This window comes from Cuniculiplasma divulgatum, from assembly GCA_031200235.1.
Lineage (GTDB): Archaea > Thermoplasmatota > Thermoplasmata > Thermoplasmatales > Thermoplasmataceae > UBA509.
Genome location: CP133595.1, coordinates 1,227,051 through 1,249,712, shown reverse-complemented (window position 1 = coordinate 1,249,712; position 22,662 = coordinate 1,227,051). Strand labels below are relative to the sequence as shown.

24 protein-coding genes are annotated in these 22,662 nt (G+C 47.5%); 10 read left to right on the top strand and 14 right to left on the bottom strand.

The window, feature by feature from the left end; genetic code table 11:
• Nucleotides 1-73 precede the first annotated feature (73 nt).
• The 5 genes from RE469_06500 to hisS all read right to left on the bottom strand — a co-directional run bounded on the left by RE469_06500 (nucleotide 74) and on the right by hisS (nucleotide 3,038).
• A complete protein-coding gene (locus RE469_06500; GenBank protein WMT43853.1) occupies nucleotides 74-391 on the bottom strand; it encodes a hypothetical protein in 318 nt (105 codons plus the stop codon).
• Between the two features lie 97 nt (nucleotides 392-488).
• A complete protein-coding gene (locus RE469_06495) occupies nucleotides 489-872 on the bottom strand; it encodes a hypothetical protein (protein ID WMT43852.1) in 384 nt (127 codons plus the stop codon).
• A 109-nt stretch (nucleotides 873-981) separates the two neighbouring features.
• Nucleotides 982-1,293: a hypothetical protein gene (locus RE469_06490; protein WMT43851.1), complete on the bottom strand. Its 312-nt coding sequence runs from the start codon at nucleotides 1,291-1,293 to the stop codon at nucleotides 982-984.
• 13 nt (nucleotides 1,294-1,306) lie between these two features.
• A complete protein-coding gene (locus RE469_06485) occupies nucleotides 1,307-1,540 on the bottom strand; it encodes an Lrp/AsnC ligand binding domain-containing protein (protein WMT43850.1) in 234 nt (77 codons plus the stop codon).
• 217 nt (nucleotides 1,541-1,757) lie between these two features.
• Entirely contained in the window at nucleotides 1,758-3,038 is a 1,281-nt protein-coding gene (gene hisS, locus RE469_06480; GenBank protein WMT43849.1) for a histidine--tRNA ligase, read from the bottom strand.
• 92 nt (nucleotides 3,039-3,130) lie between these two features.
• Here hisS and RE469_06475 point away from each other — a divergent pair, with 92 nt between their 5' ends.
• Nucleotides 3,131-3,466: a hypothetical protein gene (locus tag RE469_06475; GenBank protein WMT43848.1), complete on the top strand. Its 336-nt coding sequence runs from the start codon at nucleotides 3,131-3,133 to the stop codon at nucleotides 3,464-3,466.
• On the opposite strand, the gene RE469_06470 is transcribed toward RE469_06475, so the two are convergent.
• Entirely contained in the window at nucleotides 3,463-4,734 is a 1,272-nt protein-coding gene (locus tag RE469_06470) for a cobyrinate a,c-diamide synthase (protein WMT43847.1), read from the bottom strand. The genes RE469_06475 and RE469_06470 overlap by 4 nt on opposite strands.
• Before the next feature lie 125 nt (nucleotides 4,735-4,859).
• Here RE469_06470 and RE469_06465 point away from each other — a divergent pair, with 125 nt between their 5' ends.
• Nucleotides 4,860-5,285: a Fur family transcriptional regulator gene (locus RE469_06465; GenBank protein WMT43846.1), complete on the top strand. Its 426-nt coding sequence runs from the start codon at nucleotides 4,860-4,862 to the stop codon at nucleotides 5,283-5,285.
• Here the strand turns inward: RE469_06465 and folP are convergent.
• A complete protein-coding gene (gene folP / locus RE469_06460; GenBank protein ID WMT43845.1) occupies nucleotides 5,279-6,295 on the bottom strand; it encodes a dihydropteroate synthase in 1,017 nt (338 codons plus the stop codon). The genes RE469_06465 and folP overlap by 7 nt on opposite strands.
• 188 nt (nucleotides 6,296-6,483) lie before the next feature.
• Between folP and RE469_06455 the strand changes: the two genes are divergently transcribed.
• The 3 genes from RE469_06455 to tgtA are packed head-to-tail and all read left to right on the top strand — an operon-like array spanning nucleotide 6,484 to nucleotide 10,644.
• Complete coding sequence (locus RE469_06455; GenBank protein ID WMT43844.1) at nucleotides 6,484-6,939, top strand: DUF6015 family protein; 456 nt, start codon at nucleotides 6,484-6,486, stop codon at nucleotides 6,937-6,939.
• A gap of 8 nt (nucleotides 6,940-6,947) precedes the next feature.
• Nucleotides 6,948-8,720, top strand: a complete 1,773-nt coding sequence (locus RE469_06450) for a ribosome biogenesis/translation initiation ATPase RLI (protein ID WMT43843.1) — start codon at nucleotides 6,948-6,950, stop codon at nucleotides 8,718-8,720.
• A gap of 22 nt (nucleotides 8,721-8,742) precedes the next feature.
• On the top strand, nucleotides 8,743-10,644 hold the full coding sequence (gene tgtA / locus RE469_06445) for a tRNA guanosine(15) transglycosylase TgtA (GenBank protein ID WMT43842.1): 1,902 nt from the start codon (nucleotides 8,743-8,745) through the stop codon (nucleotides 10,642-10,644).
• Here tgtA and RE469_06440 read toward each other — a convergent pair.
• Both RE469_06440 and RE469_06435 read right to left on the bottom strand, forming a co-directional pair.
• Nucleotides 10,635-11,525 (bottom strand): DMT family transporter, encoded by an 891-nt coding sequence (locus RE469_06440; GenBank protein ID WMT43841.1) that lies wholly within the window; start codon nucleotides 11,523-11,525, stop codon nucleotides 10,635-10,637. The genes tgtA and RE469_06440 overlap by 10 nt on opposite strands.
• 79 nt (nucleotides 11,526-11,604) lie before the next feature.
• A complete protein-coding gene (locus RE469_06435) occupies nucleotides 11,605-12,765 on the bottom strand; it encodes an NAD(P)/FAD-dependent oxidoreductase (protein WMT43840.1) in 1,161 nt (386 codons plus the stop codon).
• A gap of 86 nt (nucleotides 12,766-12,851) precedes the next feature.
• Between RE469_06435 and RE469_06430 the strand changes: the two genes are divergently transcribed.
• The 5 genes from RE469_06430 to RE469_06410 all read left to right on the top strand — a co-directional run bounded on the left by RE469_06430 (nucleotide 12,852) and on the right by RE469_06410 (nucleotide 17,211).
• Nucleotides 12,852-13,889 carry an AAA family ATPase gene (locus RE469_06430; GenBank protein ID WMT43839.1) on the top strand — a complete coding sequence of 346 codons (1,038 nt, stop codon included), beginning with the start codon at nucleotides 12,852-12,854 and terminating at the stop codon, nucleotides 13,887-13,889.
• Nucleotides 13,867-15,069: a VWA-like domain-containing protein gene (locus RE469_06425; GenBank protein WMT43838.1), complete on the top strand. Its 1,203-nt coding sequence runs from the start codon at nucleotides 13,867-13,869 to the stop codon at nucleotides 15,067-15,069. Before RE469_06430 ends, RE469_06425 begins: the two co-directional genes overlap by 23 nt.
• Entirely contained in the window at nucleotides 15,066-15,479 is a 414-nt protein-coding gene (locus RE469_06420) for a hypothetical protein (protein ID WMT43837.1), read from the top strand. The genes RE469_06425 and RE469_06420 overlap by 4 nt, the downstream gene beginning before the upstream one ends.
• 90 nt (nucleotides 15,480-15,569) lie before the next feature.
• Nucleotides 15,570-16,232 carry a TIGR00266 family protein gene (locus RE469_06415; protein WMT43836.1) on the top strand — a complete coding sequence of 221 codons (663 nt, stop codon included), beginning with the start codon at nucleotides 15,570-15,572 and terminating at the stop codon, nucleotides 16,230-16,232.
• A gap of 103 nt (nucleotides 16,233-16,335) precedes the next feature.
• The gene (locus RE469_06410; protein WMT43835.1) at nucleotides 16,336-17,211 is read left to right on the top strand and encodes a 2-hydroxyacid dehydrogenase; all 876 of its coding nucleotides are present in this window, start codon (nucleotides 16,336-16,338) and stop codon (nucleotides 17,209-17,211) included.
• 25 nt (nucleotides 17,212-17,236) lie between these two features.
• Here the strand turns inward: RE469_06410 and RE469_06405 are convergent, their stop codons facing one another.
• From RE469_06405 to narJ, 5 genes are all read right to left on the bottom strand, one after another.
• Entirely contained in the window at nucleotides 17,237-19,645 is a 2,409-nt protein-coding gene (locus RE469_06405; GenBank protein WMT43834.1) for a DNA polymerase domain-containing protein, read from the bottom strand.
• 188 nt (nucleotides 19,646-19,833) lie between these two features.
• Nucleotides 19,834-20,265 (bottom strand): hemerythrin domain-containing protein, encoded by a 432-nt coding sequence (locus RE469_06400; protein WMT43833.1) that lies wholly within the window; start codon nucleotides 20,263-20,265, stop codon nucleotides 19,834-19,836.
• A 12-nt stretch (nucleotides 20,266-20,277) separates the two neighbouring features.
• On the bottom strand, nucleotides 20,278-21,351 hold the full coding sequence (locus tag RE469_06395) for a tellurite resistance/C4-dicarboxylate transporter family protein (protein ID WMT43832.1): 1,074 nt from the start codon (nucleotides 21,349-21,351) through the stop codon (nucleotides 20,278-20,280).
• Nucleotides 21,352-21,359: 8 nt separating this feature from the next.
• A complete protein-coding gene (gene narI / locus RE469_06390; protein ID WMT43831.1) occupies nucleotides 21,360-22,094 on the bottom strand; it encodes a respiratory nitrate reductase subunit gamma in 735 nt (244 codons plus the stop codon).
• A complete protein-coding gene (gene narJ, locus RE469_06385) occupies nucleotides 22,094-22,636 on the bottom strand; it encodes a nitrate reductase molybdenum cofactor assembly chaperone (GenBank protein ID WMT43830.1) in 543 nt (180 codons plus the stop codon). The genes narI and narJ overlap by 1 nt, the downstream gene beginning before the upstream one ends.
• Nucleotides 22,637-22,662: the final 26 nt, after the last annotated feature.

The window sequence follows — 22,662 nt, the reverse complement described above, 5'->3', positions numbered from 1 at the left end:
CCTACGCTCCAGATTCTTAAAATATATTTAAATTCAGTTTTTTATTGGAAAGTTCCATAATATAAACATCCAGTCACTGCACTATTTTATGCCTGATACGTGCCGGAATTGAAGCGAAGAATGAGGCGATGCTTCCCATCATGATCCACAGGTAGACTCCCACAACAATAAGAACCCACTTCATTTTCAACTGTCCGGTTGACAGTATGAGGGCGGCAAGCATAAACCCCAAAATAAGTATGACAATGTTTGCCTCCCTTCGCCTTTGAATCGAGAAATTATCCTGCCTATATGGTTTTCCCAATCCATAGCATGCATTGCATATCTGCAGGTCGCCGTTATGCGTGTAACCGGTTCCATTGCATTCGCTGCAGATATTTCGAGACTTCAATAGATGGTTATGAGAATGGATTCCTATATACTTTGTCTAAGAATTTTTTTCGTAAATATCTCCTCAACTGCTTCATCAAGTATTTTGGATGGATGATCTATTGCCTGAGCCCTTCCCTGCTGGAAATCGTTTCAAGGACATATGAAATAATATACACAGCTGGAAGCAGATAGAAACCCAGTACCATGGTAATGTCAGCACCAGAAAGGGCAGGAGATGAACCGAATCTTGCCAGAGCTGAGAAGTGAGCCGGGTTGGAAGATACAATCATGGCAATTATGCCCAGCAGAATCCCCATTGACTTTGCTGCATGGCTTCCTTTGTAAACAAAATAGGCATCGACAAAAATTATGGCTGCGGCAACAATTGTGAGATAGGTCAGGTACAGTGGCACAAGGCCGGAAAATCTGAGTATTGCTGCACCTGCAAGAATCACGAAACCTGCCATCGCAAGAATCAAGGAATAATAGGAATCCTTCACGGAGGAGTATTGATCATAATATGAAAATGTTGGGGATGACAACGTGCTGAACCGGAAAAATGTCTGGATCAACTGAAAAAATCAAGTATTAATATTGTTAATTGAAGACTCAGGTCTTCATTATGGCACCCAGGAAGACCAGGAGACCTATTACAACCCCTATTATGGCTGCCACAATATAGAATATGGCACCAATGATCACATTCTGCAGCAGGTGAATATCGGGCATTCTGTAATGTCCGAAGTAAACCATGATTATTCCTATCACGATACCTACAACCAGAAGTAGCGAACCCACTGTTCTGCTCTTTCCGCTGCCAAAGTACGCAGTCAGAACTCCCAGCACAAACAGCGATAATGCAAGGAGCCCCAGAATCACAAACAAAAATACTTCCCAGTTCCATGTGTCGAAAACTATCATTAAGATATGCACCTCATAGCTTTATGCCAGTAAGGGTTTTGGTATCTATAACACCGTCGATTGTCCTGATCTGTTCGATCACGATTTTTCCAAGCTCACTGTAATCCTTTGCATCTATCTTAACGATAAGATCGTATTCTCCAAACAGTGGATGTATTTCCACCACATACTGTATCTTGGATATCTTGTTGTATACTTCATGCTCCTTTCCGGGAACCGTGCTTATCAGAATAAATGCCAAGGACACAATCTCACCCTCGTACTATAAACTTCCCAGCCAATATAAATTTTTTCAAGCGAAACCTGCTTAGTCTGTAAATCATTGACAGTAAGAAATTACAGATTCACGGCAAATATGGGATCTATCCAAAGGCACCAGTCCTATTTGGATACAAATTTGCGAAAACTCAATAAAGGCTGCAAGTCAGAATCCCCTGAAGCAACAGGTCGAAGCACCTATTGCTTCAAAGAGAATCCAGAAATTCAGCGTATGATATGGTTGACTGCTTTCCAGAAACCATATCCTTTATTGTCACTGATTCTGTCTCCACCTCTCTTGCCCCTATTATTACGGATTTTGCCAGTCCTGCCGAAGATGCTGCCCTTAGCTGCGCGGACAATTTCCTTCCACCGGAATCGCGCACTGCAGTTTTCCCACGCTTCCTCACTTCCGCTGCCAACCTCATTGAATACATCTCAACTCCGTCAGATGCCATGCACACGTAATAACCGTCAGTTGCAGTTCGCCTGTTCCACAAACCGTTTCTCCGTAGCAGGAGCTCCAGAACCACATCGCCCATACCAAAACCGACAGCGGGAATCTCCTGCCCGGAAAGCAGCGTCGAAAGGCTGTTGTATCTACCGCCACCAAGTATTGACCTGAGCTCACCCATGACATCAAAGGCCTCAAACACAATGCCTGTATAGTAAGAAAGCCCCCTTACGATTGAAAAATCAACCACAACACGCGAATCCGTGAAGAGTGATACCATCTCCATTGTCTTTGCCATCCTGTCCAGGATATCTGATAGATCCTGTGTGAGGGGGACTATCTCCGAAACTGCCTGCTTCAGGTATACGGATTCAACTCTGGTGCCTGCAAGCTTCAGGATCATTTCAGCGGGTTTTCCGGAGATATTGATGAAACCCAGTGCCTCAATAAATTCGTCTTCTTTGAGCTTCCGGAATCTGTCAATAACAGAGAACGCACGTGCTGTGTCCTCAACTTTCATGGACTTCAGTATCTGCTCCATCATTCCCCTGTGATTCATCCTTATCTCATAGTTTCCAGACAGTCCGAGTGAATCCAGAATCGTTACCGCCAGGCCTATTATCTCCGCGTCAGCATCAGGTGTGTCCGGACCAAAAAGATCCGCGTTGAACTGAACGTGTTCCCTGAGCCTGCCTGACTGTGGCTCCTCATACCTCCATATCTTGGGAAGGCTGAACCATCTTACGGGCTTCTGAAGATCTTTCTTTGAGGTAAGCATCCTCACAACCGAAGGTGTTGCTTCAGGGACCATTGTAACTTCCCTGCCCCCCTTGTCAACAAAGGAGAAAGTCTGGCTCACAAGCTCATCACCTGATTTTATTCTGTAGAGATCAAGCGGTTCAAGGCTTGGAAAGTCTATTATCTGGAACCCAAAGGAATGCGCAACCCTTTTGGCCGTGTTGAACATGTTCTCCCTTGGCTCTGCATCTTCAGGATATATGTCCCTGAAACCCCTCAGGCTTTCAAATTTCATTGTCAAGGCATTCACTCAGGATATATATCCGATTTCATTCTTATGGTCTCGGAACAATACATTTAAATATTTTCATGTTAATATTTATTCAGTTGGATTCCAAACGTGCCGATACAGTTTTCGCCATGCTCAGGGATGGCGGGTTTACAAAGAATCAGTCAAAGATACTTGCTATGCTGGAGCAGGTCAGTGATGTGGGCCTTCCTGAATTTACCCTCTATCTTGGGATGAGTTCGTCCAGGGCTTCAGAAAGCCTGAAGACACTGCTTAGAACCGGCTACATAATGGCAATGGACGTGAAATACGTAATGGGAAAAGGGAGGAGCAGGCGCATATATCGCCTGAAGATGCCCATAGAAGAAATCCTATCTGATTCGCGCAGAAGAGTTGCCGTTATGATAACATACCGCAACAACATCGATCCCTAGTGTCCGTTTATTTTCCTTTCAAGCCGTTTGGAATACCTGTTCAGGGAGAAATGGGAATATGACCCCAGCGTGTTTTTTATCTTAAGCCCGTCCATTCCGTCTATGCCTTTTCCTATGATGTTAACCAGAGACTTCTCTCCCTGGTCGACTATGCTGCTGTAATGAAATTCATGCCCCCGCACGACTTCTCCCTTCCTGAAAAGCAGGGAATCCTGGACGGCCTTAAGCTGCGTATAGCTGAGTGTGAGCCTTTCATTCTTCTTCACAGTACCGTTAAATACACCCCCCATGGAATAAACCCCGGATTCAGTCTCCATATCCTTCTCAAGATACATCAGCCCACCGCATTCTGCAATTATGTTGCCCCCCGATTCAGAATAATCCCTGATCATTCCACTCAGCGCATGGTTGGCAGAAAGTTCCGGTGCATAAAGCTCGGGATAGCCTCCGCCAAAATAAACCATATCTGGATTCTCTGGACGTTCCCCGGATATGGGAGAAAAGTAGTTCACATTGCCAATCCTTTCAAGCCCCCATATGGAATCTGCATAATAGAAGTTGAATGCCCTGTCGAGGGCTATCCAGATATTTTTTCCACCACCTGAAATCCTGGCAGGGCTGGGCTGCTGAAACTCTCTCTCAGGCAGATTTTCTATGAAGTCCATTTCAAGATAATTTGATACCAAGGAGGCTTTCTCCAAGATGTCATCCATCTCCTGCCCGGTGTGCAATCCCAAATGTCTTTCCGGGACAGTGAAGCGGTCTTCCCGCGGTATTGCTCCTATTATTGGTATTCCATGTTCTGTGAAGGGTTTGGATACCATCTCAAGGTGCTTTTGGGATGCATACCTGTTGATAACTACGCCCAGAGTAAGACGGGTTATGAAGGATTTTGCAATGTAATAGGCTGATTCAGCGAGCTTTGATACATCGATGACCAGAACATACGGAATCGAAAACTTCCTGAAGTAATAATATGTACTCAGGTTTATTGGTGACCCTGAATCATAAAGTCCCATGACGCCCTCAACAACTCCGTAGTCATATTTTGAAGCAGCTCCTGCCAGTACGCTGGAATATGCTTTCCCCTGTATCCAGCGATCAATGTTCCATGTCCTGTTTCCGGTGACTCTTGAGGAAAGGCCGCCATCTATATAATCCGGACCAATCTTAAATCCGGTGGAATTTTTAAGCCTGGAAAGAAAGGCCAGCGTCACTGTTGTCTTTCCTGAACCAGTCATTGGGGCAGTTATGCCGAAAACCTTCATGACGGGTTATTCAGTCCCAGATAAAATAAATGACCTTAAATAAGGGTGGTGCGGGCATATCTCAAGTAGCTCTGGGGCATATATGTTATAAACAAATGTTAATTACTAATTAGAAATATAACCTCATGGAACGGGACTATTATGTTGATTCCCTAAGGAAATCAAGTTTCAAGATAACACCGCAGAGGCTCACCGTTATAGATTACGTGAGGGATCACAGCCCAGGACACTTCACTGCAGAAAAGATATTCAACGCAATAAGGGAGGAAGAGCCAACCATCACCCTGGCAACAGTCTACAATATACTCAAGGCACTGCAGTCCGCAGGCACATTGAAATCCCTTGAACTCAACGGCACAACATGGTTTGAGACCAACACAAAATTCCATGCCAATTTCCTTTGCACGGTATGCGGGAACATCTACGACATGGATATGGACGAGGATTCTCTTTTCCGCTCAATAGACGTGGATGGAAACTTGATAGAACAGGCAAGTTTAATTCTGAAGGGCGTATGCCGCGAATGCCGCAGAAACGGCTATGATCACTGATTTTTCAGGGCTTCTATAATTTTCACAGCATCCGAATTTTCAGCTGGATCGTGAACCCTTACAATATCCACCCCTTCTGCTGCAAGATATGCGGTTAGGGCAATGGTTCCGGGAAGTCTTCCCTGCACATCACGACCGGTTATATTTCCTATGAATGCCTTACGCGAAACTCCCACAAGCAATGGAAAGCCGAACCTGTAGGATCTGATATTCCTCAATATATCCATATTCCCAGCGGTATCCTTTGCGAATCCAATTCCGGGATCCACGACGATCCGGTTAGGCTCCACTCCGGAATCCATCATGCGGATAACGCGCTCCTGGATTTCTTTGACTGTCTCCGCAATGAGGTCCCCGTAATGAGTCATAGACTGCATGGTTTTGGGAGTACCGCGCATATGCATGACAACACACTGCAATTTACTCTCAGCAGCAATCTGGATCATCCGCTGGTCCGAAAATCCGGTGATGTCATTAAGCATGCTGATCCTGTCCCTGAAGTGATCGGCTACCTCCGTATGCCTTGTGTCAAGCGACACAGGAATGCTGGAAGTTGAGGTTATGTAATCCAGCACCGGCTTGATTCTCTCAATTTCTTCTGCTGTGCTTACAGGGGCACTGCCTGGCCTGGTGCTTTCCCCACCTATATCAATGATGTCTGGCTTCTGATCAAGTATGCTGTCCACATACTTATCGGGAACACTGTGCCTGGAACCTGGGTAAAAGGAATCTGGAGTTGTATTGATGATGGCCATGATTCTGGTGTGGATCTTGCTGACGTGCCTGCTTTCAATGAGCCGGGCCCCAATCCTGGCATCCACATTCAGATTGGCGATTTCCCTTGAGATATAATGGAAATATAACCTTCCCCATATGTTTACAGGCTCTAGAGGAACGACACCGCCTTCATGGATTTCCTCCACACTGATCAGTTCAAAATTCTCAGGGTATCCCCCATGGAATGGATCATTGGTATTTCTTGCAGGAAAAGCAAATACACCTGTGGACATTGAGCCTGATATAACTCAGACATATTTATCCTGCCCGATCCGGCAAAGAAGCTACATGACAGTTACTGCCATATGGACCCCTGACTTTATGAATAAATAAACATAATTTGATAAAATTTTATGACATTTTGTTGATTTTTCTATTGCCAGATAATCTTATTAATAAAATTACAATTAGGATTACTTGCGTGACTAAGAGGATCGAAACCAACATGGAAAACAGTGAAGACCGCCCTATTGAGGGTATTGGGTACCACAGGAATTACACAAACATTGATGAACTGTCAGTGGCCATAAGCAAAGGCCTCAGCCTGCAGAACAGGAGCATGAGCCCGGAAGAAGCTTTTGAGGCAGCCGAACACCTCATCAACTTTTTTGGGTACAATGATCGGGTCATAGACAACATGCTTGAGCCCGAGGACAGGGATGCTTTCTATACCATGGAAGATATTGGCATTCTCCAGACAGAGAGGGAGGAAACCACCCTGTATGACGGAAGGGAATGGAGAATACATTACTGGATACTCAATGTGAACCGCATTATTGAGCTGTCAAAGATGAAGACGGTTACCACGAAGATTGAGAAAAACCAGGACTTCCAGATATATGATGATATTCCTGATGAGTACTGGAAGATGAACTAGGTGCTGAATTGCAGATCGCTGTACTTGATCGGGAAAGGTGCCATCCAAAGAGATGCCACCATGAATGCCAGTATTACTGCCCACCTGTACGCAGTGGAACGCCTACAATAGAATTTCCGGTGCCGGATGAGCAACCGGTCATAAATGAGCCGCTGTGCATCGGATGCGGCATATGCGTGCATCGGTGCCCCTTTGGCGCAATAAAGATTATCGGGCTGCCGGATGAGCTGAACTCAGAAATTACCCACCAGTACGGGCTGAATTCTTTCCGCCTCTATTCACTCCCAATTCTGGAACAGGGTAAGGTTACAGCCATCCTGGGGCAGAATGGGATGGGCAAGACAACAACACTGAAGATACTTTCAGGGCTGCTGGTGCCTAACTTCGGCAAGTATGAGGAAGAGGCTTCAAAAGACAACGTCATACGTTATTTTGCAACCTCTCTTATGGGCACTTATTTCCAGGACATCTATGAAGGAAAGAGGAAAGCTGTCCTGAAGGATCAGAACGTTGACCTGATTCCAAGGGTAGTGAATGGGACTCTTGGAGAAATCCTGCGAAGGAATGACCCTCAGAACAGGTTCGATGATGTGGTATCACAGCTTGAAATGCAGGGATCACTGGACAGGGACGTAAAGGCATGCTCTGGCGGTGAGCTGCAGAAGCTGGCCATTGCCACAACTCTGCTGAAAGACGCGGACATATATCTCTTTGACGAGATGTCATCCTACCTTGATGTGGCCGAAAGGATCAGGGTTGCCAAAATAATCCAGGAACTGTCAAGAACCAAGACCGTCATGGTTGTTGAGCATGATCTGGCCCTCATGGACTGGATGGCTGATAGCGTTCATCTGGTATACGGCCAGTCTGGTGCCTATGGAATCATAACTGAGCAGAGAACCAGCAACAAAGCGATAAATTCTTTTCTTGAAGGATACCTGAGGGAGGAAAATGTCAGGATAAGGAATTATTCAATAGATTTCCAGGAGAAATCAGCCAGGAGGACTGACAGCGGGTCTGAAATTGCCTCGTGGTCAGACCTCTCCATGGAACTTGAGGGCTTCACCCTGAAGGTGGAAAACGGGTTGATACGCAATGGCGAGGTTATCGGTGTTCTGGGAAGAAATGCACTTGGGAAGTCCACCTTTGCAAAGATGCTTGCCGGCATAATGACACCAACCACGGGATCATTATCAAGGACTCTGAAGATATCATACAAGCCCCAGTACATCTCGTCAGATTTTCAGGGTACTGTGTCTGAGCTGCTCTACCAGGCCCTGAAGGAAAGGATGGACAGCGCCATGGTCAAGAATGAGGTCATGAAGCCCCTGGAAGTTGATTCACTCTTTGATAATAATGTGGGAGACCTTTCAGGTGGTGAGCTGCAGAGGGTTTCAATCGCCCTGACTTTATCCCTTGATGCAGACCTGTACATAATCGATGAGCCTTCTGCCCACCTTGACAGTGCTTACAGGATGTCCGCAGCTAGAATAATAAGGCGGGTAATGGAAAACAACAAGAGGAGCGCCTTCGTAATTGATCATGATGTGTATCTCATTGACCTGATTTCAGATGCACTCATAGTTTTCAACGGTACTCCCGGGAAGGAGGGCTTTTCACGGGGCCCCATGTCCATGAAGGATGGAATGAACATGTTCCTCAGGGATGCGGGTGTGACATTCCGGAGGGACGCCACCACCAAGCGCCCAAGAATAAACAAGATCAACAGCAGGCTTGACAAATCCCAGAGAGAGTCCGGAAATTACTATTATTCGGGATGACATCCCGCATTGAGGTACAGTGTTGGAAATCATACACAGGGATGGCCTGGCAAGGATCGGGAAATTTTCCACAGCACACGGTGATATCCAGACCCCCACAATCCTTCCGGTTGTAAACCCCAATATACCCACACTCACCACAGAGGAAATGGTCAGTCTGGGAGCAAGAGCGTTCATAACGAACAGCTACATAATCAGGAGAAATCCGAAACTTAGGGAAAGAGCCGAGAAATATGGGGTTCATTCCCTGCTTGGATTCGACGGGCCAATAATGACCGACAGTGGCACCTTCCAGAGCCATGTTTACTCCGACGTTGAATTTTCAAATGTTGAGATAGTGGATTTCCAGAGGAAAATAGGAAGTGACATATCCACAATACTTGACATATTCTCAGAACCTGATTTTTCCCATGACCGGGCAAAGGAGGCCGTACTGGAGACACACAGGAGAATGGCTGAATTGCCTCCCGTTGATGATACCATAATGGCAGGGCCCATACAGGGGTCGCTTCACATGGACCTCAGGAAGATGTCTGCTGAACTCATGAGCTCATCCCAGGCAGGATACCTCCCCATAGGTGGTGTTGTCCCTCTGCTTGAAAACTACCGCTATGATGATCTTGTTGATGTCATAATTTCCAGCAAGATCAATGCTGATTTTTCCAAGCCCATACACCTTTTCGGCGGGGGACATCCAATGTTCATGGGAATGGCTGTTCTCCTGGGCGTTGACATTTTCGATTCTGCATCCTATGTCAAGTATGCCAGGGACAACAGAATGCTTTTCCAAGACGGGTCCAGGGACCTTTCAAAGATAGGATCATTTCCCAGGTGGAGCCCCCTTTACGGTAAATACACCGTGGATGAGGTCAGGAATGCCACCCCAGAAGAGCGCTTCAAACTGCTTTCCATGCACAACCTTTCTGCAATCTTCAATGAGCTTGAGGAGATCAGGGAACAGATTTACCAGCAGAGGCTCTGGCAGTATGTGGAAGCCAGATCACGATCTCATCCCTATCTTTTCCGCGCATTCCTGCGCCTTCTTGATAATTCCAGGTCCCTGGAAAAATTTGAGGACCTTTCCAAGAAGAGCACATTCTTCTACTTCGATGAATACAGCGAAAGGGGGCCGTATTTCAAGAGAATTGAGCGGAATCTCGGGTACATCATGTCACCGGATAAGGGAAAATTCAGGGTGCTCTCACCAGACCACTGGCACCCGGGGAGAATCCATTCCCCTGAGTTTGTATCCCTCTATGAGAGAACCAGTGAACGCTTCCTGGTGCCATGGAACAACACTGTGATCCCGGTTGAGCTGGATGAGACCTATCCATTCCAGCAGATGATATCCAGCGGCCTTGTGAGGCCGGATTCCATTGCAGTTGCAGGGGAATGGCCTGCAGATGGAGGACTGCCGGAAGGCATTGAATCCGGATCAAGGAGCTTCAGGCTGGAGAGAGTGAGGATGGTTGCTGATTTCCAGTTTGGTTCGGGAACTGGCAGGAAGCTGTTTCCTGATGCATGCGAAGTGAGAGTTTCACGATCAACAGGCAGGTTGAGGAGCGTCCTGCTAGATGGGCGCCTCCTGGCAACGCTCAGGGCCCATGACGGCTTCTTCACCCTTGGAATTGCAGGTGCGGAAATACTGCATGACATTTCACCGGGCCTGGAGAACAGGGTTGTGGTTACGGACGACAGCGCTGAATTCAATTCACAGGGGTACAATGTATTCTTCAAGTTTGTGAAGAAATTCGACAGTGCAATAATAGCAGGAAATGAGGTGCTTGTTGTTGATGAAGCTGATCACCTTGTGGCTGTGGGTAAATCTGTTGTCTCCGGTCCAGAAATGGGTTACTACAGAAAAGGCCTTGCAGTGAAGGTCCACAGAGGAATCCGGGAAAAGCCTGAGGCAGATCAGGACTGAGCGCCTTGCGTGCGCTTCGTCTTCAGATACTTGTCCAGGGAAGTCATGAGCATTGCCGCAACCATGACTGTACCACCTATTATGACTGATATGCCCAGTGCCTCGTGTGCTATTATAACCGATGCAAGTGCCGCAAATACCGGTTCTCCAACATAAATTACACCAGCAGCCGCGGGATCAACATATATGAGTGCAATTGTTGAGACATAATATCCGAAAATGCTTCCAAATATTGCAGTGAAGACAAGCGCGAAGATCACGTAACCGTTGAATGTCCCTATTCCACCCGGAGATATGGGTATGGCTGCAAAAGAGAATACGGTGACGGCAAGCAGCTGGTAGAAGGTGAATGTGTACGAATTCAGGCTGCCTGAATACCTTGATACGTATGCTATCTGCACTGCATAGGCAACTCCGCATATGAGTGTGAGGAGATCGCCCAGTCTGCTGCCGAAGCCTGCTGATGAACCGGCTGACATTATTATGAGCCCTGTAAAGGCTATGACAGAGGCGTAGACATCCATGCGCGATACTTTGTTGTGAAGGAACAAGAAAGAGATGAGGGGGAGAATCACAACATAGATGCCTGTTATGATGCCGGATGCCGCAGCGCTTGTGTAATCAAGCCCAACTGTCTGGAAATAGTAGCCAAGGAATAGAAGGAAGCCTGCAGTGAAACCTGTCAGGATGTTGCGCCTCTTCCAGAAATCGCCGCCTTTCCGCACCAGTATTCCCATAAGTGCTGTTGCAATCAGGAACCGGAAGGCAAGGAATGCATCTGCGCTTACGTACTGCAGGGCTGTCTTTATTATGGGGAAAGTCACACCCCAGAAGAATGTGACCAGAAGAAGCATGAACATGTAGAAAATTTTCTTCTCCATCAGGCAGCATACGTTATTTCATGGGAATATAACACTTTTGGGGAATGACCTGAAGTCAACATCCGGCAGTCAAATGTCGTCATGCATCAGCCGATCCGGCCACTACCCTGTTCCGGAAGAAATTCATCAAAATTGCTGGATGCCTGATGAGCATCCTGATCACCAGGCGCGATGGATAATCTATGTCTCCAAGGCTGTTTATCATATGCACAACATCAGGGGATGACAGCATGCTGTATATTCGTGAGAGCGATGAATCGCTCAGGCCTGCGAAGATCCTCTGCACAATGCCATCCATCCACAGTTCACGGCCCAGCTGCGATTTCCAGTACCGCTCATATCTTGACAGGAAATTTGCGCTGAAATTCTGATTCTGAAATGCCTCATTTATGGCACTGGCAGCGTGATGAGCAGAAACTATGCCGGTATATATGCCGCCTCCGGTGAGCGGCTTCACTATTCCCGCTGCGTCTCCCACCAGCAGACTCCTTGGCCCTGATGTTCTTGAAAGGTATGCAATTGGTATCGGTCCGCCAGTCACCGACAGGATCCTTCCTTCCGGAAACCTTTTTTGGAGCCTGCTGAAAAGGTCCCTTGCACCCGGACCGATTGTTCCAAGACCGATTCGGGTTATATCACCCGTGGGAACTGCCCATGCAAAGAAACCATGGGAGCTCTCGCTGCCAAGATATACGTTTACGCTTTCCTGATCTGGAAGCCGGACTGCAGAATCCACCTGGTATGTTGAAACGATCCGTGATGGGCGGGACCCGTAGAGAGATTTCCGCACCACGCTGTTGGCCCCGTCAGCGCCAACTATCATGGACGAAGCTGCCTCAAGGAGGTTGCCTTCGTGCCTGTATTTTATATGGACAGAATCACCTGCAACCTTCACTTCGGTTATCCTTGAGTCAAGCCTCACATCGGCTCCGGCAGAAATGGCCATGGCTGAAACATCCCTGTCGAATGAATCCCGGTATATGACTGTGGTCTCCTCGGACTTCTCAATGTGCATTTCCCTGTTCCCTGGAAAGAAAACATTGGCACCACGCACCCTGTTTGCCACTGCACTGCTCTTCACATATCCGAAAACCCGGGACGTCACAACCCCGGTGCATTCAACGGGCCTGCCTATCTCCCTGTGTTCCTCCAGGTTGAGAACGCTGTATCCCATGGAGGCAAGCCTGTATGAGGCATAGGATCCTGCGGGGCCAGCACCGGCCACAATGACATCCAGCACAGCATCACATGCAATTCTTGGTTAAAACGTTCTCGTAGCTATTTACATATGGCTTTTATATGGAAAATCATTGACACATGAAGCCCATGAAGAAGGTCAAGCCGTCCCAGCTGAAATCTATTCTTACTGAGGTTGCAATTAATGGCAGGCTGCCGGTTATGGTGTGGGGTGCACCGGGCATCGGGAAATCCCAGATCGTGAGAGAGACAGCTGCCGGACTTGGAATGAACATTCTTGACCTGAGGCTCAATTATTATGAGGAGACTGATTTCCTTGGCATACCCATCCGCACTGAAAGAGGCATGGAGTTCATCAAGTATTCCCGATTCCCGCGAAGTGGCAGGGGTATATGGTTCCTGGATGAGATCACACATGCAAGGACATCCACCCAGGGGCTTGTTTTTCAGCTGATTAATGACGGGATGATTGAAGATTATACAGTCCCGGAAGGATGGAGGTATTTTGTCGGTTCATCAAATCTGCCTTCACACAGGAGCATTTCAAACACCATGCCATCGGGTCTGTCAAGCAGGTTCACCGGCGGGCACTATGAACTGATCCCTGATGTGGATGACTGGGCAGAGTGGGCCATTGCAAGTGCTGTGGATGAAAGGATCATATCATTTGTAACCTACATGGAGCACAATGATCAGAGGCCCTGGCTCTTCCGGCAGGAGAATGATTATCCACTCACGCCGAGGACATGGGCAACAGGCGTGAATTATGCCGTCAGGAACCTAAAGGGGGAGGCACGTGACATTGCAATAATGGGAATGATTGGGGAGGATAACGGACTTGAGTTTCTTCATTACCTGAAACTTGCCGCCGACATGCCTGACCCCATGAAGATCATAGAAGGCCAGTATGAATGGTTAAACGGGAACCATGATCCATCCCTCTGGTATCTGCTGGCAGGAAGCATTGCCAGGGTAGCCTCGCAGGACCGTGGAAGGATCACAGGATGCCTGAGGGCGCTGCTTCACATGAAGGACGAATACGCTGCTCTTGGATTCAGCCTCATGAGAAAAGCTGTGGAAAAAGAAGCGCTTGCATCCAATGAGTTTCTTGCCTCCAACATTGGTAAATTCAGGGAGATCATGGGTGTTTCAGGTGCAGAATCCTGACAGCACACTTTCCTCCATAAGAAGAAGCCTTCTGGTGGAGTTTCCCTTTCTCGGGTCCATTCTTTCGTCAATTGAATTTATCTCCGACGGCAGCGTCCAGAGGTTTGCCTTACAGGATGCCGCGTTTCATTACAACGCTGATTATCTTGCTTCCGTTGCACCTGTGGAGGCACGATTCCAGCTTGCCAGATCAGTCCTGCATGTGGCTCTGAACCACGGCCCCAGAAGAGGCCGGAGAAATCCTGATCTGTGGTCCTTATGCACAGATATTGCAGTGGATTGCATCCTGGTAGAGGCAGGGCTCGCCAATGGCGTTTCCGGCGTACTTTACGTGAGAAACATGAGAGAAATGTCTGCCGAGGAGATTTATTCAATACTTTCAGCTGAAGCTGGTATTACGGCGGTGAGCCTGTTGGGTGATCCATATTCGTCCAGTGGCGGGCCAGCCCGTGAAATACTTGCAGACCGCATCTCAGCGGCCAGGAAGATTAACAGATCGCTGATTCTGAAAAGCATGCTGGAGAGCCTTGGCACTGATTCCGAAGGTGGACAGTATTCAGCCAGAATGCGCGAAATAATTGCCGGTGCCAGGATGACTGCCATCATGGCTGGTAAGAACACAGTTCCGGCTCAAATCCGGGTTAAGGATAATGAAATTCAGCGGATTTTAATAAGAAATCTTCTGGAACCATACATGGAACCCGACAGATCTGCAAGGAGCAGATCAAGGTTCAGCAGGAAATACATGGATGCTGGCATCTATATTCCCGGTGGGGGAAAGAAATGCCTGAAAGCAGTCATAGCCATTGATGTTTCTGCATCGATTGACCCTGAAATGGCAGATGCGTTCTTCTCTGACAGTGCGGAACTGATCTATGGCCTGCAGCCGGAGGATGAGGTCAGGCTCATTCAGTTTGATTCTGATATTGTTTACGACCGGATGTTCTCAGGACAGCTATCCCGTGGCGGTTTCCAGTTCGTAAGGAGAGGTATAGGGGGCACGGATTTCAATGCCGTTCTCTCGAAGCTGGCAACGGATGGGAACACATGGCCCCTTGTATTCCTCACGGACGGGAAAGGAGAAATTCGCACCAGAGAACCAGATTTTCCGGTGATATGGATAACAACCGGAGAATGCCCTCCTATGGGAAGATGCGTTGTGTACGGGGATTACCCATGAGAATCAACAATATTCTCCGCATATTGGCAGATTTCATAAAGGACTACGGACCTGGCAGCGTTTCACTGGTGGAGGGGTCTGCAGTTCTATCATTTCCTGAACTGGAGCCTATGCTGAGGAGATACGGAAGCCAGTATGGCTACACGGCAATGCCGCTTATGCGCGTTGTCTTCAGCGTGCCTGCCATGGTGGATCTGTCAGGAAAAGCCTACTCTGGTGAAATTACCGTTGATGCAGTGGAAATTGAAACTGGAAGGATCATGATTACAATGGGAGACGGCAGCGGGGGAATTGTAGTGCTGGATCCGGCTGCAGTGGACAGGCTGGTATTCCGTCCTGGCGGAAATGAGCAGAAAAACATGGGCAATGTGAAAAAATTCCTTGATGACATTGATGAAACAGGTCTCTGATTAAAAAAACAATAGATCGTCCCAATTCTGACCTGCACCATCAGGTTAAGCTAAAAAAAAATTTAAATGGTGCAATAAATTATAGCAATAATGACAGAGTATAATATAGTTGGAAACGAAGTGCAGTACCTTGAAACAAAGCTGAGTGAGGGAGATTCTGTGCTCATTGAACCGGGTCACCTCATATCCAAGAGCCCGTCAGCAAGACTGGATGTCAGGAGCGGAGGGCTCAGAGGAGCGTTCTCACACATGCTTGCCGGTTCCGCAGTATTCCTTCTGAAGGTTGACGGCCCGGGCGAGATCAGGTCTGCAGGTTTCCTTCCCGGGAAAATACTGAAGATTGATCTCACCGGTAATGCAATAATAGCTGAATTCAATGCTTTCCTCTGCATGGATTCCACCATCAACTATTCCACGAAATTTGCAGGCATATGGCAGGGCATTCTGGGAGGGGAAGGGCTATTCCTGGAAAGGTTCAGCGGAACCGGTTCAATCATGCTTCACGGCCATGGTCATGTTGTGGAGATGAATCTCAAGGAAGGCGAAGAGATACAGGCAGAGCTAAGCCATGTACTTGCTTTTGATGAATCTGTCCAGTACAACGTCGGCCGAATTGGCGGCCTTAAAACCATGATACTTGGCGGAATGGAGGGAGAGGGGCTCTTCTTTGCGGATATGAGGGGGCCTGGAAGGGTCTGGCTTCACACCATATCCATGTTCCAGTTGGCCGCAAAACTTGCCTTCAAGAGATGATCTTTCAGGAAAGCATGAAGGCCATCCCTACATTTCCAGCGTCTGAACAGTGACAGCCTGCAATTTACGAAAAAGGAATTAAGCACTGCATGATTCAGCATACATGAGAGCCACAATAATGCTTGACGTGGGTGCCGATATTGCGGAAAAATGTTCCGCTGTTGCAGGCATACCTGTGGATGTGAAGAACCCGGATGGCGCGGATATACAGATCGGTATGCGGGATTTTGTCCCAACACCCCATCTGAAGCTTGTCCAGACAGTATCTGCCGGCGTGGACCACCTTAATTTCAGAAACTTTTCTGACCGGGTATTATTCTGCAGCAATGCGGGGGCCTTCTCCGATTCAGTGGCGCAGCATGCCTTCGCCCTTATCCTTTCCAGCACAAATAGAATATGCCGATTCAATGATGAAATCAGATCCGGCGTATACAGGAAAGACCTTGTACATACACTTTACGGGGAAACTCTGGGAATACTTGGATATGGAGGAATAGGCCAGAGCTGCGCCAGGATTGCCAGAAGCCTGGGCATGAATGTGCTGGCGTACACCCGAAGCAGAAGGGATGATGGATATGTTGACAGGTATGCAGACAGCCCTGAGGAGGTCATGTCAGGATCATCTGTGGTTATCATAGCGCTGCCGCTGACGACTGCCACAAAGAACTACGTTGGCAGAAAGCTTCTGCAAAAATTCAGAGGAAACATTATTGTGAACATCGCAAGGGCAGATATTGTGTCAAAGGGTGACATGATTGCATTCCTCAAGGAAAATCCAGGGGTGATGTTCCTTTCAGATGTGTGGTGGAACGAGCCGAATGTTGAGCTTCCGCTTCCTGAGAACTCCGTGATCACGCCCCATGTAGCGGGCATATCGCAGGAATCCATGACAACCGCACTCATGAGGGCATGCGGCAACGTGAAGAAATATCTTGAGGGGAAACCTGAGCATGTTGTGAACGTAAAGGAATATCTCTGAGGTGCAATACAGCTTCTTTCGACAATCAGAACTCGAAGAGGCTGGTCTGCTTCTTCCCTTCCTCGGCATCGGCGACAGGCCTATTCGCCTTAACGTCGGGCTGATCCTTTAAAGCCCCGAAATTCAGAAGGTTTGACTGGCTTTCAGCCGATACGTAGTCCTCTGCGATTCCTTCCAGTACCCTGTCAAGGGTCTCTTCCACCCTTCTTGCGTAATAATCCCAGTCCGGTTTGCCCTGAAATTCAGCACCGTCAATGTATGGCTCAACCTCCTGGGGTGATTTCCTGCTGTTTGTGACTATCCATGAAACTTTCATGCCGGGTATGAATGTCTCTCCCCTTTCCATGAGCATCTTGGCAATCCTTACATTGGCCAGAGATTTTTCCTCCTTGTAACTGCGGAACTCCTTGACCGTGCGGGATATCACCAGGCTTTCTATGTCTATTGAGCTGTCTCCCTTCCTGATCTTGTCAACTATTTCTCTCTTGTACTCCACCGCCCCTTCTATATTACGGTCAAGTACCAGATCAAAGACGTGTGATAATGCCTGGCTCTGCAGATCAAACGAATCTGTGCGCCGTACCTCGTACCCGCGCACCAGTATCTCCCCCTTCTGGGATTCCGGGTAAATTATCTTGCCTGCATAACGCTTCTTGGCCCCATGTGAGAAGAGAGGGTCCATGACCTTCTCGAATTCAACGGTGACACCTTCGTCCCTTGAAACCCTCTCGCTGAGTTCCATGCCAACCTTCACGGCTTCACTGTCACTGCTTGCTCCGGATTCTATGAATATGCTGTCAGTATCTCCGTATATGACCCGGTAGTTCTCGCTTTTGAGCTTTTCGATAAGTGAAGTTATTGTTTTCCTGGCGAACGCCGTTACCGCACCGCCTATGTCCAGATTTGTGAATCTGTAGAATGAGGATGCCAGAACGCCGTAAAATGTGTTCATGAGGATCTTGATGGCCCCCTGCACGCCATCCAGGTATTCCTTTTCTCCGGGACTGGCCGTCTTCATCTGCCTCTTCACGGCATCCCTCTGATCCATGAGCTCCTTCAGCAATCTTGGGACAAGCCCCTCCCTCCTTTCCTTGGCGAGGAAATGGACTCCGTTTGGAGCAACTATTTCCCCGGATGGATCAAATGTCGTGAAGCATATATTGTATTTCATGATCATTGAGGGATACATGCTCTTGAAGTCCAGCACAACAACGTAATCGTAAATTCCGGCACCAATGCTGTGCACATATCCCCCCTCTATGGGGGCTTCCTTGTAGTTGTGCTTTGTCATTGGCACGCCTATGCCTTCCCTGTCAGCTTTCCTGATGAGGAGCGAATCCACATAATTGCTTGTCCCGCCGTTTGTGACGTCGTCAAGGGGGAGCTTGGCCACAGTGCTCATGAACATGTTGCGGTCTACAATGCGTATTTTCTGGAAGATTCTGAGGGTCAGGTCAGCATCCTTGATGCAGTACTGTGTCACCTCATCAGGCCTTGTTGCCCACTCTTCCTCAATCTTCAGCCTGTTGATGTTATCCTTGCCCTCGCCCAGCAGTTCCCTGGAAACATAGTTGAGGCTTTCATGCTTCGGGTGCAGCACCTTCTTGACACCCCACCATGTATCTGATATGATGCGCCCGTGCAGGCGCCAGTACTGCCCCTGCACCCTGTGAGGAGACTGGTGATCCCTGCCTATGCCAAACCTGACGCCGTTCCTCTCCATCCTGTATTTCAGAACCGGAAGGTCGTAGCCATCTATGTTGTACCCGGTGAGCAGATCAGGATCCTTGCTGTTCACGAGCTTAACGAAGTCCCTGAGAAGGTCCCGTTCCTTCCCTGAAACTGCACCTTTTTCAATGGTCTTTCCGTCCGTCAGTGAATAGCCTATGACAAAAATCTGTCCATACTCCTCATCTGGGCCTTTCTGAATGGCATTTTCTATATCAAAGCTCATTATCTTCAGAGGAGAGTTGAATTCAGGTATGTTCCTGATATTCTGGATGCGCAGCACATAATCCGTTGTATAGTTCTGCCTCTCATCAGGCATATCCTGGCCCTCTATCTCAACACATGACCCAAGATCCATATCATATATGAAACGGTGATGGAACGGTATATCTGCTGCAAGCACCTGGACATTCTGGCACTTCTCCCTGAGCTGCGGAACAAGCCACGGTGACTTTACATAAATCCTGATGACACGCTGGTCTGAGCCGGAAACCCAGAGCTTCTTTTCCTCCTCTCTGACATACTGCTCATCGAGCCTGTATTTCTGCAGGCAAGCATCAGTGGGGTTCACAAGATCGAAATAGGGCTGGAATCCAAAGTAAAGTGCGGTCACGGACTTTCCATCATCGGTCCTGCCATAGATCTCCATGGCCACATCTGAACGCCTGTACGAGGCCACCAGTATCCGGACATTCAGCTTCATCATACTTGCTATTGCGGTTACATTGAAATATATGTTGATCAGAAGTTCTGGTCAATCTATGCCATGGTTCCCGGTATAATGCAAATCTGGTACCCCATAAACTAAGCTCTCAGTCTTTTCAGAAATTAGCAGGTATGGGCTGGCGGCTGGATTGATGAGTGCTGATCTGTGGGACAATATTGCCTGAATGTTTACGTTGAGAGATTTTCTTCACAATCCGAGAGCATAACCATTTCATCAGAGGAGTGAATTTTCAAAATGTTAAGCATAGTATGATTAATCATTGACATTTCAGCATAGTCCCTGTGTGTGGAATATTCTGTTGATAGATTCACAAGCAACTTCCTGAGCAGATCATGATCCCTTGATAGCTTCAACAGTGTCGCATCCATCCTAGGGACTGCCGTCTTTATCTCCACGTAGAGAGATGCCTCCTCTTCATCTGCGTGAGCTATAACCTTATCATGCCAGAGATCAATGAGTGTTTTTACAGCAATACCGTTGATGGATTCTGCATTTCTATTATAGCCATCAAGTACAGCCAGCGCCTCTTCAATCTCTCCTTCGACTGCTCTGTGAATCATCATGTGTGATCTTTTTTTCTTTAGCGCTGGACCTGACATAATTACCTCCTTTCATTCCATAGTTGTCTTATATTTCATTGGAACATTATCTCTGCTTCTTCCGGTGAATATCCTGACAACAAGACCAATGAATTCATACACCCATGCCACTATGGCTATATAGACGAAATAATCCGAAATAACCTTGAACTGAGTGAAGGTCGTTGCTTTTGCCATCATATACGTGGAAACAGTGTACATACCCATGGGAAATACCCCGCTCCAGAAGAATGGATCGTATCTCAATATCCTGTCATGTCCCCGGGTATATTTCCAGATGCCAACAATGAATAGCCATGGTATCCACCAGCTGCCGTATGCCCATATCATTAAAGTGGCTCCAAGAAGAAACGGTCTTATCACAGTAAATTCAGCAAAATCCGGTCCCTGACCCTCTATGAGCAGGAGCGCTCCGGCAAGCGTGGTTATGGCTGTTGCCCCCATATTAATCCAGTATGGGCCAGTAATATCGGAGGCATCCAGCTTCATGAACAGCAACCTGTAATTTATCAGTGACATCACCAGGATATACGTCATCCATCCGATCATGTACATGACAAGAGCAACAAGATACATCCAGTGATGCAGTGGAGATAGCTGTGCAGCAAGGACTGCTACGGATTGCGTTGATACGATTGCGACGAGCCAGGCTCCATTGATTCCCTTCTCCAGCGTGGGTTTGTTTTTATCTAAGGAAAGTGCAGAGAATATGAAGTATTGATAGAAAACCCACAGTATGAAACCAAATATCCATAACCCGAATGCTATGGTGTAATTCTTCTCAACCAGTAGAAAAACAGATCCCAGGGTATTGTTCCCTGCTATCACCGTGAAAAAGCCTGGGCCACGGGCATGATCCATAAGATCCGCAAGATATCTCTTTCCATGTACGGCCATTCTGTACAAAGAAAGAGCCCACAAAACAGCATAGCCGATCAGATCGACATAAAACAGGAACTGTGCAAAATAATTCATTCCATAGATGTGTGCAGCGATGGCAACTATGCCAGTTGCCATCACCATGGCAAAGTATGCTGGCAGAAGATCTTTTGCAGTGCTGTCCCATCTTCCTAACAACCTAGGCATAAATTCAGTCATTTTTGTCCCTGCAGTTCAAGTTCGCCAGATTTGGCAAGATCGTTGTTCATCCTCCGGAATACCAGTGGTTTCCTGTAGAGGTATCTAACAGGTGTTGTGAATATGTGAATAAGCCTTGTGAAAGGAATTGACGGGTAGAGAAGGAAAGACAGCAATATGTGTACTTTGAAAATAAGTGGCACGCCCTGCATCAGTGACGCATCCGGCCTGAAGGTGAAGAATCCAGTCATCCACTGGCCCACGTTTGACATTACTGAATTGTATGCAGCGGAACCATTGATAAGATCATATCCCAGTGGAAGGGATAGGCCGAATGACATGATCACAAGAAGCAGGATAAGGACATATGTATCGCCGAAGCTCGAATTCTGCCGTATTCTTTTAACGAATAGCCGCCTGCCAATGAGATAAGCCAGTCCAATCCATGCCATAACGCCGAAAATGCCGCCAGCGAGAACAGATACAGCATAATTCATGTAATCAGACACGCCGAACCTGTTAAGCAGTGATATGGGCACGAAGAGTCCGGCGAAATGCCCCAGGATAACAAAAATTATGCCGTAATGGAACAGTCTGGCTCCCCACCGCAATCTTTCCTTTTCCAGAAGTTCACTGGATTTGGATGTTATGCTGAGAGGCCTGTATTTGAACCTGTAAACCACGCCAATGATCATCAATGAGAACGACATATATGGGTATATCACCCAGGCAAGCTGATTCAGGAAATCCATCAGTACTCGCCCCCTTCGTACCTTAACGGGTACGGCATCTCGCCAGTATCAGCCACAACAAATTCCCTGGTGGCAGTGTCTGTTTTATTGGTGAGTAAGGCTTTCATGAGGGAAAAGACCCCTCTGTACAGTTGAGAATCAATCTTTGTCTCTATTTCAGAGAAATAATGGGCCAATCTGATTTCCAGGGATTCGGGCAAACTTCCGTCCTGAAACGAACCCAAGAACGATAATAAGAGAGGCACATAATCTGGTATCTCGTTCTTTTTCAAGGTGAATCCACTCGATTCGATCATCCTCTTGATTTCAACCATTGCATCTCCTCTCTTCCTAGAATCTCCATACTCAAACGCAGTCAGATATAGAGGGGCAGATTTGCTCATGTCGAACGTTCTGACGTAATCCATCTGCAGGTCCACTATATCAAGCCCAGAGATACTACTCATTATTGTAGAAATTGCCGGGTTGTCGGACGGTGAGCATATCCTGGTTACGTCCTCAAGGAGTTCTCCCACAGATACAAAATCAGGATAATCCAACAATATAGAACCCAACCGAAGTAGATCGG